Raw genomic sequence first — 10,013 nt, 5'->3', positions numbered from 1 at the left:
GCTAGTCCTCGTCGGGGTCGTCGGCGAACTGGTCGAACAGCCCGAACTTGCCGGTGTCGTCGGTGGCGAGCACGACCCGGCGCGGCGCCGTCGGGTCCGCCGGGCGCGGCTGGGGCACGACCGGCGTCTCCAGGTCGCCGCGCAGCAGTTCCCCGGCGACCTCCTCGGCCGGGGTCTCGCTGACCTCGCCCATGAGCACCTCGGCGGGACTCGGCAGTGGCGCCGGCCGGCCGAAGGCGTAGCCCTGCGCCATGGCGCAGCCGTGGTCGAGCAGCCAGGCGGCCTGGTCGAGGTCCTCGATGCCCTCCGCGATGACCTGCAGACCCATGCCGCGCCCGAGCTGGAGCAGGCCCTGCACGAGCGCGGCGGTCGAGGGCTCGGTGACGACGTCGGCGACGAAGGAGCGGTCGATCTTGACGGTGTGGATCGGCAGCCGGTGCAGGGCGGTGATCGCCGAGTAGCCGGTGCCGAAGTCGTCCAGCGCCAGGGTCACGCCCTGATCGGTGACGACGGCGACGGAGTGCAGGGTGGCCTCGGCGGCGAACAGCGCCGTCGACTCGGTGATCTCCAGTTCGAGCCGGGAGGGCTGGAGCCCGGACTCCTCGAGGGCTGCGGCGACCAGCTCGCTGAAGCCCTCCTCGGCCAGGTGCCGGGCGGAGATGTTGACGTGCACGCGCAGCTCGTCGGGCCAGGTGACGGCGTCGTTGCAGGCGCGGCGGAGCACCCAGGCGCCGAGCTTGGAGGTCAGCCGGTTGTTCTCGGCGGCGTCGAGGAAGGCAGCGGGAGGCAGCAGGCCGCGGGTGGGGTGCTGCCAGCGGATGAGCGCCTCGTAGCCCAGCAGCGTCTCGTCGGCGAGGTGCACGATCGGCTGGTAGAAGAGCCGCAGCTCCTCGTTGTCCAGCGCGTGCTTCAGGTCGGTCTCCAACTGCAGCGCGTCGACGTCGTCCCGGCTGAGCGCCCCCTCGTGCACCTCGACCCGCGCGCGGCTGCCGTCGGCCTTGGCCCGGGTGAGCGCGCTCTGCGCCTGCCGCAGCAGGTCGTCGGGGGTCATGTCCGCGCCGAGGGTGAGCCCGACGCTGGCCGAGAGGGTGATCTCCCGGTCGTGGACGACGAACGGCTCGTCGAGGACGCTGAGCAGCCGCTCCGCCAGAGCGCGCAGCCCCTCGAGGTCCTCGACGTCCTCGGCGACGACGAGGAACTCGTCCGCGCCCAGTCGCACGGCGGTGTCCTCGACGCGGGTGCTCCAGCGCAGCCGGTCGGCGATCTGGCTGAGCAGCAGGTCGCCGGCCTCGTGGCCGAGGCTGTCGTTGACCGCGCGGAAGCGGTCGATGTTGAGGTGGACCAGGCCCACCTGCAGCCCGCGCCGGCGGGAGAGCGCGACGGCGTGCCGCAGCCGGTCGGTGAGGGCGCGGCGATTGGGCAGGCCGGTCAGCGGATCGGTGAAGGCGCGCCGGAGCAGGTCGTCCTCGGCGCGGCGCCGGTCGGTGACGTCCACCAGGGAGAGGACGACGAACTGCGGCGTCCCGTTGTTGTGCCGGACGATCTCGTGCGCCTGCACGACCCACAGCTCGGTGCCGTCGGAGCGCCGCAGGCGACGCTCGCCGTCGAGGAGCAGGTTGGGATCCAGGACCGGCTCGCCGGGGGCGGAGGCCAGGCCGAGGTCCCCGACCGGCGGGTCGTCGGGGTGGGCCAGCAGGTCGACGTGGCGGCCCGCGAGGTCGTCGGCGGTGCGGCCGGTCAGCGCGCACATGACGGGGTTGGCGACGAGCACGTGACCGTCGAGGTCGACGAGGGCCTTGGCGATCGGCGCGGACATGAACAGCGCCTGGAACAGCTGGCCGCGGTCGGCGAGCAGCGTGTCGATCGCCCGCACGCGCTGCCGGGCCGCCGCGGTGGGCGGTCCCGCAGGGTGCCGGGGCATCTCGGAGGCGGGAGGGGTCACGCACACAGGGTTCCGCATCGACGGCGTGAAGTGACGGAACCGTCTCACGGAGAGTCGTGATCGTGCCGTCACACAGGGTTATTCGTGCGCGTTCTCTCGGCACAATCCGCCAGGTCGGCCGGTGCCCCCAGGAGGATGTCGTGCCTCGGTGCCCCGGCGGCCGTCTGTCCGGGAATCCCCGCGTCGTCCCCGCCGCTGACTGCAGCAGAGATCGACGAGAGGGAAGTGCCGTGGAGAAGCGGATCGGATTCCTGTCCTTCGGGCACTGGCAGCCCATCCCGGGGTCGCAGGTGCGCACCGGCCGGGACGCGCTGGTGCAGAGCATCGAGCTGGCGGTGGCCGCCGAGGAGCTCGGCGTGGACGGCGCCTACGTACGGGTGCACCACTTCGCCCGGCAGCTCGCCTCGCCGTTCCCGCTGCTGGCTGCCATGGCCGCCCGCACGTCGCGGATCGAGCTGGGCACCGGCGTCATCGACATGCGCTACGAGAACCCGCTGTACATGGCCGAGGAGGCCGCGGCCGCCGACCTCATCAGCGGCGGCCGGCTCCAGCTGGGCGTGAGCCGGGGATCGCCGGAGACGGCGCTGCGGGGCTCGGAGGCCTTCGGCTACGTGCCGGGGCCCGACAGCAGCGACGCCGAGCTCGCGCGGCAGAAGACCGGGCTGTTCCTCGCTGCCATCTCCGGGCAGCCGATGGTCGACGCCGACCCGAAGATGACCGGCGGGCAGTCCGGGAAGCTGGCGATCCAGCCGCAGTCGCCCGGTCTGGTTGAGCGCATCTGGTGGGGGTCGGGCACCCGCGCGACGGCCGAGTGGACCGCGCAGCAGGGCCTGAACCTCATGAGCTCCACGCTGCTGGTCGAAGACACCGGTGTCCCCTTCGACGAGCTGCAGGCCGAGCAGATCGCCCGCTTCCGCGCCGCCTGGCGCGAGGCCGGCTGGGAGCGCGAGCCGCGGGTGTCGGTGAGCCGCAGCGTGCTGCCGATCGTCAGCGACCTCGACCGGCAGTACTTCGCCGGCGACACCGGCGAGGACCAGGTCGGCATCCTCGAGGGCGTGCGGGCCCGGTTCGGGAAGAGCTACGTCGGCGAGCCCGACCAGCTCGCCGAGGAGCTGGCCAAGGACGCCGCGGTGCGCGAGGCGGACAGCCTGCTGATCACCGTGCCGAACATGCTCGGCGTCGAGTACAACGCGCGGCTGCTGCAGAACGTCGTCGAGCACGTGGCCCCGGCCATTGGCTGGGTGCACCCCGACCGCCGCTCCTGACGTCCTCGCCCGGACTTTCGGCACCGAAAGTCCGCCGGGCTGGGTCAGCGGAGGTCGAAGCCGAGGTCGAGCACCGGCGCGCTGTGCGTGAGCGCGCCGACGGCGAGGTAGTCGACGCCGGTCGCGGCGACCTTCTGGGCCCGGTCCAGCGACAGCCCGCCGCTCGCCTCCAGCCGCACCCCCGTGCCACGGACCAGGTCCACCGCGGTGCGGGTGTCGGCGGTCGAGAAGTTGTCCAGCAGGACGAGCTCCACCCCGGCGTCGATCGCCTCCCGCACCTGGTCGAGGGTGTCGCACTCGACCTCGAGCGGGACGTCGGGCGCCGTCGTCCGCACCGCCCGCACGGCGGCGGCGATGCCCCGTGCCGCGGCGACGTGGTTGTCCTTCACCAGCGCGGCGTCGCCCAGTGCCATCCGGTGGTTGACCCCGCCACCGCAGCGCACGGCGTACTTCTCCAGCGCCCGCAGGCCCGGCGTCGTCTTGCGGGTGTCCCGGATGACGGCCCCGGTGCCGTCGACCGCGTCCGCCCACTGCCGGGTCAGCGACGCGATCCCGGACAGGTGGCAGATCAGGTTGAGGGCGGTCCGCTCGGCGGTGAGCAGCGAGCGCGTCGGGCCGGTGACGGTGAGGACCGGCAGCCCCGGCTCCGTGGTCGCGCCGTCGGCCTCGTGCACCAGGATCCTCACCTCCGGGCCCCCTACGAGGTCGAACACGACCGCGGCCACGTGCACGCCCGCGAGCACGCCTGTGCTCCGCGGGGTGACGTCGCCGGTGGCGACGGCATCGGCCGGCACGGTCGACGCCGTCGTCACGTCCGGACCGAACGCGAGGTCCTCGTCCAGCGCCGTGCGGACGACGCGCTCCACGGCGATCGGGTCGAGCCCGTCCTTCCGCAGCGCGGCGGCGAGGTCCTCGCGCAGCGGGGCGGTCACGCCACCACCTGCTCGTCGGCGCCGTCCTGCACCGGCACCGTGCGGGTGCGCACGTGCCCGGTGCGGTCCAGCCGGTGCACGAGGCGGACCTGCCACTCCGGCCGGGCCTCCGGCGCGTCGAGGCGGCGGTGGCAGCCCCGGCTCTCCGGGCGGGCCAGGGCCGCCGCGGCCAGCAGGGTCGCCACGGTGTGCAGGGCGGTCACCTCGACGGTGGCCAGGTCGAGCGGGGTGCCCGGCGCGCGGTCGACGGCGGCCAGCGTCCGCGCCAGCTCGGTGAGCCCGTCGGCGTCCCGGAGGACGCCGGCGTGCCGGGTCGTCGCCGCGGTGATGAAGGGGCGGTCCGCGGGGTCGATCGCGTGGCCGGCGGACCCCGGTGCGACGAACGGGACGAGCGGGGGGAGCTCGGTGGCGAGCAGCCCGGCGCAGCGCCGGGCCGCCACCAGCCCCTCGGTGATCGAGTTCGACGCCAGCCGGTTGGCGCCCTGGACCCCGGTGCACGCGACCTCGCCCACGGCGTAGAGGCCGTGGACCCCGGTGCGCCCGTCGAGGTCGGCGAGGACGCCGCCGCAGACGTAGTGAGCGGCGGGCACGACCGGGACCGGCTCGGTCGCCAGATCGAACCCGGCGCCACGGCAGGCCGCGACGATGCCGGGGAACCGCACCTCGAGGAAGTCGGCTCCCAGGTGCCTGGCGTCCAGGTGCACGCAGTCCGCACCGGTCGCCCGGAGGTGGGCGGCGATGGTCGCGGAGACGACGTCGCGGGGCGCGAGGTCGGCCAGCGGGTGTGCGCCGGCCATGATGCGGCGGCCCTCGCCGTCGACCAGGACGGCGCCCTCCCCGCGGGCCGCCTCCGAGATCAGCGGCTGCTGGCCCTCGGCGCCGGAACCGGTCCAGAGCACCGTCGGGTGGAACTGCACGAGCTCGACGTCGGCGAGCTCCGCGCCCGCGCGCAGCGCCAGCGCCAGGCCGTCGCCGGTGGCGCCGGCCGGGTTCGTGGTGGCGGTGAAGACCTGCCCGAAGCCGCCGGTGGCCAGCACCACGGCGCGGGCCCGCAGGTCAGCGGGCTCGACGAGCGCGCCGCCGTCGCCGATGCGGGCGATCCGCAGCCCGGCGACCCGGCCGTCCGCGGTGCGCAGAGCGTCGAGGGCGACGGTGTGCTCCAGGACCGCGATGCCCCTGGCGCGCAGCGCGGCGGCGAGCGTGCGGGTGACCTCGGCGCCGCTGGCGTCGCCGCCGGCGTGCACGATCCGGTCCCGGCTGTGCCCGCCCTCGCGGGTGAGGGCCGGCCGGCCGTCGTCGTCGAGGTCGAGGCGGGCGCCGAGCTCCTGCAGCTCCGCGACGGCCTCCGGCGCCTCGGCGACCAGGGCGCGCACGGCCGGCTCGTCGCAGAGCCCGGCACCCGCGACCAGGGTGTCGCGCACGTGCAGCTCGGCGTCGTCGTCGTCCCCCAGGACGGCCGCGAGCCCGCCCTGCGCCCACGGGGTGCTGCCCGCACCCAGCTCGCCCTTGGTGACGACGGTGACCGCGCGCCCCGCCTCGGCCAGGGCGACCGCCGTCATCAGCCCGGCGGCTCCACTGCCGACGACCACGACGTCGGTGACCTCCTCGCGCTCCGCCGCCGGCAGCGGCAGGGTCGCGACGACGGAAGGCGCGAGCGAGGCGATCCGGCGGACCACCTCACTCACCGACCGGGGACGGCGTCCCGATGGCCACCATCGCCTCGACGGCGGCGCGGGCGCGGGCGGCGACCTGCGGGTCGACGGTCACCTCGTCGCGGCCCTCGCGGAGGGCGCGCAGCAGCTTCTCGGGCGTCGACATCTTCATGTACGGGCAGGCCGCGCGGGAGTTGACCGGCTCGAACGACGTCGTCGGGTTGGCCTGGCGGAGCTGGTGCAGCATGCCGATCTCGGTGGCGACCAGCACGCGCTCTGCCTTCGTCCGCCGGGCCTCGTCGAGCATCCCGCCGGTGGAGAGGATGTGGACTCGCTCGGTGGGCAGCTGGCCGTCGGACACCATCCACAGCGCGCTGGTCGCGCAGCCGCACTCGGGGTGCACGAGCAGCTCGGCGTCGGGCGCGGCCTCGACGCTGGCCCGCAGGTCGGTGGGGGAGATGCCGGCGTGCACGTGGCACTCGCCCATCCAGATGCGCATGTTCTGCCGGCCGGTGACCCGCTGGACGTGCGCGCCGAGGAACTGGTCGGGGAGGAAGAGGATCTCGCGGTCGGCCGGGATCGACTCGACGACCTCGACGGCGTTGGACGAGGTGCAGCAGATGTCGGTCTCGCCCTTCACCTCGGCGGAGGTGTTGACGTAGGAGACGACGACGGCGCCGGGGTGCTCGGCCTTCCACGCGCGCAGCTGGTCGGCGGTGATCGTGTCGGCCAGCGAGCACCCGGCGTTCGCGTCCGGCACCAGCACGGTCTTCTCCGGCGCCAGGATCTTGGCGGTCTCGGCCATGAAGTGGACCCCGGCGAAGACGATCGTGCTCGCGTCGCTCGACGCGGCCAGACGGGACAGTGCGAGCGAGTCACCCACGTGGTCGGCGACGTCCTGGATCTCCGGGGCCTGGTAGTTGTGCGCCAGGACGACGGCGTCCTTCTCGCGGGCGAGCCGGCGCACCTCGTCGCGCCAGTCCTGCCACTGGTCGGGCGTCCACGCAGCGGCGGGAGCGGCGGGCAGCGTCGCGGTCACGGGGACCTCCATGCGGGTGGGTTTCTGACTACCAGGCGAAAACCTCGTGGGAAGACCCTAGCATTCCCGGGCATGGGTTCTGTGTGGTCGTCGCCGGAGCGCCCGGCCTATCCGCACCAGGCGCTGGCCGTGGTGCTGCAGGTCCGGAGCGGCCGGCTGCACGCGATGCTCTGGCAGCGACCCAACGATCCGTTCGCCGGCGCCTGGGCGCTACCGGGCGGACCGCTGCTGCCCGAGGAGACGCTCGGCGCCTCGGTCGCCCGTCAGCTGGCCGCCAAGGTCGAGGTGGAGCACCTCGGGCACCTCGAGCAGCTGGAGACCCGCAGCGATCCCGGGCGCGACCCCCGCGGCCGGACGGTCGCCACGGCCTACCTCGGGCTGATCCCGTCGCACCTGGACCCGGTGCTGCCGGAGGACACCGCCTGGCACCCGGTCGACGACCTGCCCGGCACAGCGTTCGACCACGGCTCGATCGTGCGGTCGGCGCTGAGCCGGCTGCGGGCCAAGCTCTCGTACACCAACGTCGGGTTCGCGCTGGCCCCGCCCGCGTTCTCCGTCGCGGAGCTCCGCGACATCTACGTCGCCGCCCTCGGCTACGACGTCACCGCCACGAACCTGCAGCGGGTGCTGCTGCGCCGGGGTGTGCTGGAGCCGACGGGGGAGCAGGCGCCGCCGGGGCGATCCGGTGGCCGGCCGGCCGCGCTCTACCGCTTCGTGACGCCGGAGCTGTCGGTCACCGACCCGTTCGCGGTCTTCCGCCCGCCGGCGGCGCGATGAGCTCCGCTGCGGCGGCCGAGGCGCCGCCGGGACGAGCGACGCTGATGGCCTCCGCGGCGCCCACGCTCATCCGGCCATGGGTGTTCCAGCCGGGGCACCCTGCTCGTGCATCGAGATGATCACGATCGGGTGATCATCGGGCCGTCGAGGTGTCGATGAGGCCCTGCTGGATAGCTTCCGGGCCGGCCCTGACTTCGAACAAACGGAGAGACGCATGCTCATTCTCGGATTGATCCTGCTCCTGATCGGCATCGTCGCGAGCATTCCCATCCTCACGACGATCGGGATCATCCTGCTGATCGTGGGCGCCGTCCTCTACGTCCTCGGGGCGACCGGGCGCGCGGTCGGAGGCCGAAAAGTCTGGTACTGACCGCCCCCGGGACGCCGGCCTCCCAGGGGGGCGGAGTCGAACGGGACGGTGATCGAACGAGCCCCCGGCTGCATCACGCGGCCGGGGGTTTCGTCTCGCCGGAGATCGAGGTCACCGATCCGTTCGCCGGAATCAGGCCGCCGTCGGCATCCTGCATCAGGCTGCGGGCGTACCGGGCCACGGTGTAGAGGGCCAGCGCGGCGCCGGCCATCTCCAGGAACTCCTCGGCGCTCGTCACCAGGACGTAGGCGAGATTGACCACCTTGACCTCGTCGAGGACCATCCCCCCGACGACCTCCAGGCCGAGCGCGCCGCCGACGTACAGCGCGCCGGCCAGGACGAGCAGGGCGGCGGTGTCCCGGGGGAGCCGCCACAGGAACCGGGCGTACACCAGCACGAACACGGCGACGAGCGGCGCGGCCACGACCACCCAGGAGAACGTCAGGGCACCCTCGGCCTCGACGACCTGCTCCAGGCGAGGCATCAGCTCCTCGTGCACCATCGCGAGCTCGTCGACCGACAGGTAGAGGAACACGGCGGCGAGCCCCGTCCAGTACCGGCGCAGCGGCGCCCCCCGGTCACGGAGCAGCGAGCTCACACCCAGGCTGAACAGGGCGGTCATGGCGAGCAGCAGCACGCTGAACCACGCCGGTACGTTCCCCTCGCCGTCGGCGTCGAAGAGCCGGTACGCGACGGCGAAACCGGTGGGCGGGTGCTGGCCGAACAGGGCGTCGCTGACGGGATCGAGGGCAGTCACGCGGACCCACACCGACAGTGCGGTGAGGATCAACGTCACGACCGCGGCCGTCACGAGCAGGGTCGCGGGTCGGACGGCGGGCAGCATGGAACGTCCTCGCGTGGTGGATGTGCAGCGGCGCGCAGGACGCCCGGGAGCGTTCCACGGTAGCGATCGCCGCCGGTCGGACCGGCGGCTCTCTACCGCGCCGTCCCGCCGGAGACCGAGGACACCGATCCGTGCGCGGTCGTCGAGCCGCCGTCGACCCGCTGATCGGTCCGGGGGGCGGTCGCGGGCGGCGCGTCGTCGGTGCGGACCGTCTCGTCGGCGTAGCGGGCCACGGCGTACAGGGCCAGCGCCGCGCCCACCATCTCCAGCAACTCCTCGAGGCTGGTCAGCAGCACGTAGGTGCGGTTGAACCCCACGAAGGACCCGCCGCCCACCTCCAGGCCCAGCGCGCCGCCGACGTACAGAACACCGGCCAGCACCAGGAGGACGGCGATGTGGCGCGGGATCCGCCACAGGAACCGCGCGTACACCAGCACGAACACGGCGACGAGCGGCGCGGCCACGACCACCCACGGGAAGTGCAGCGCGCCCCCGGGCTCGGCGATCCCCTCCAGTTGCCGGCTCGCCTCCTCGTGCACCTGCGCGAGCTCGTCGATCGACAGGTACGCGAAGACGGCGGCCAGCCCGCCCCAGTACCAGCGCAGCGGAGCCCCGCGTCGGCGCAGCGCCAAGGAGATGCCCAGGCTGACGACGGCGATCGCGCCAGGAGGATCGCCGAGAACCACGTCGGGACGTTGCCCTCGTCGTCGGTGCTGAACAGCCGGTACGCGACGGCCAGGCCGCTCCGCGACGTGGCGGGGAAACCGGGGGTGTCGTGGTCGTCCAGGGCGGCGAAGCGGATCCACACGGACAGGGCCGTCAGCAGCGACGCCGTCGCGGTGGCCGTGAGGAGCATCGTCACGGGGCGGACGACGGGCAGCATGGATCGTCCTCGCGTCGGGATCAGGAGCGGCGGCGCAGGACGCCCGGGAACGACCGAACGGTACCGATCCCGGATCGGCCCGGCCGGTCGGCGGGCCCGTCGACCACTGTCGTGGCGGGAGGCTACTTCGGGCACTCCGGGAGACCGGGTAGGTCCGGGACGAGGTTCCCCGGCACGTTGCACGAGACTCCCTCGACGAGGTCCACGACCGGGGGTGCCGGTGGCGGGTCGACCGGTGGCGGCGGGGGGGCCGGGAGTGGCAGCGGAGCTGCCGGTGCCGGTGCCGGAGCCGGCAGCGGCAGTGCGGGC

9 protein-coding genes are annotated in these 10,013 nt (G+C 73.9%); 3 read left to right on the top strand and 6 right to left on the bottom strand.

Annotated features, from left to right (window positions below; all coding sequences use genetic code 11):
- Position 1 precedes the first annotated feature (1 nt).
- Positions 2 to 1,942: a putative bifunctional diguanylate cyclase/phosphodiesterase gene (locus BN344_RS03645; RefSeq protein WP_231486477.1), complete on the bottom strand. Its 1,941-nt coding sequence runs from the start codon at positions 1,940 to 1,942 to the stop codon at positions 2 to 4.
- A gap of 230 nt (positions 1,943 to 2,172) precedes the next feature.
- Here BN344_RS03645 and BN344_RS03640 point away from each other — a divergent pair, with 230 nt between their 5' ends.
- Positions 2,173 to 3,207, top strand: a complete 1,035-nt coding sequence (locus BN344_RS03640; protein WP_040337019.1) for an LLM class flavin-dependent oxidoreductase — start codon at positions 2,173 to 2,175, stop codon at positions 3,205 to 3,207.
- 44 nt (positions 3,208 to 3,251) lie between these two features.
- On the opposite strand, the gene nadC is transcribed toward BN344_RS03640, so the two are convergent.
- Genes nadC through nadA form a run of 3 tightly spaced genes read right to left on the bottom strand, consistent with a single transcriptional unit; the run spans position 3,252 to position 6,830 of the window.
- Positions 3,252 to 4,139, bottom strand: a complete 888-nt coding sequence (gene nadC, locus BN344_RS03635; RefSeq protein ID WP_040337018.1) for a carboxylating nicotinate-nucleotide diphosphorylase — start codon at positions 4,137 to 4,139, stop codon at positions 3,252 to 3,254.
- Positions 4,136 to 5,824 carry an L-aspartate oxidase gene (locus BN344_RS03630; RefSeq protein ID WP_051515519.1) on the bottom strand — a complete coding sequence of 563 codons (1,689 nt, stop codon included), beginning with the start codon at positions 5,822 to 5,824 and terminating at the stop codon, positions 4,136 to 4,138. Before BN344_RS03630 ends, nadC begins: the two co-directional genes overlap by 4 nt.
- Positions 5,817 to 6,830 carry a quinolinate synthase NadA gene (gene nadA, locus BN344_RS03625; RefSeq protein ID WP_231486475.1) on the bottom strand — a complete coding sequence of 338 codons (1,014 nt, stop codon included), beginning with the start codon at positions 6,828 to 6,830 and terminating at the stop codon, positions 5,817 to 5,819. The genes BN344_RS03630 and nadA overlap by 8 nt, the downstream gene beginning before the upstream one ends.
- 72 nt (positions 6,831 to 6,902) lie before the next feature.
- On the opposite strand from nadA, the gene BN344_RS03620 reads away from it, so the two are divergent.
- The gene (locus BN344_RS03620; protein WP_040337017.1) at positions 6,903 to 7,607 is read left to right on the top strand and encodes an NUDIX hydrolase; all 705 of its coding nucleotides are present in this window, start codon (positions 6,903 to 6,905) and stop codon (positions 7,605 to 7,607) included.
- Between the two features lie 214 nt (positions 7,608 to 7,821).
- On the top strand, positions 7,822 to 7,977 hold the full coding sequence (locus BN344_RS20090; protein ID WP_166518179.1) for a DUF6131 family protein: 156 nt from the start codon (positions 7,822 to 7,824) through the stop codon (positions 7,975 to 7,977).
- A gap of 73 nt (positions 7,978 to 8,050) precedes the next feature.
- Here BN344_RS20090 and BN344_RS03615 read toward each other — a convergent pair whose 3' ends face one another.
- A complete protein-coding gene (locus tag BN344_RS03615; RefSeq protein WP_040337016.1) occupies positions 8,051 to 8,821 on the bottom strand; it encodes a hypothetical protein in 771 nt (256 codons plus the stop codon).
- Positions 8,822 to 8,913: 92 nt separating this feature from the next.
- Positions 8,914 to 9,507: a hypothetical protein gene (locus BN344_RS03610; protein ID WP_051515518.1), complete on the bottom strand. Its 594-nt coding sequence runs from the start codon at positions 9,505 to 9,507 to the stop codon at positions 8,914 to 8,916.
- Positions 9,508 to 10,013 lie beyond the last annotated feature (506 nt).

It is taken from the genome of Candidatus Blastococcus massiliensis AP3, assembly GCF_000582785.1.
Taxonomy (GTDB): domain Bacteria; phylum Actinomycetota; class Actinomycetes; order Mycobacteriales; family Geodermatophilaceae; genus Blastococcus; species Blastococcus massiliensis.
This window is presented reverse-complemented; position numbering and strand designations above follow the sequence as displayed.

Excerpts from the sequence above, each read along its gene's own strand:
- BN344_RS03615 (WP_040337016.1), bottom strand. The coding sequence starts at position 8,821 with ATGCTGCCCGCCGTCCGACCCGCGACCCTGCTCGTGACGGCCGCGGTC.
- BN344_RS03620 (WP_040337017.1), top strand. The coding sequence starts at position 6,903 with ATGGGTTCTGTGTGGTCGTCGCCGGAGCGCCCGGCCTATCCGCACCAG.
- BN344_RS20090 (WP_166518179.1), top strand. The coding sequence starts at position 7,822 with ATGCTCATTCTCGGATTGATCCTGCTCCTGATCGGCATCGTCGCGAGC.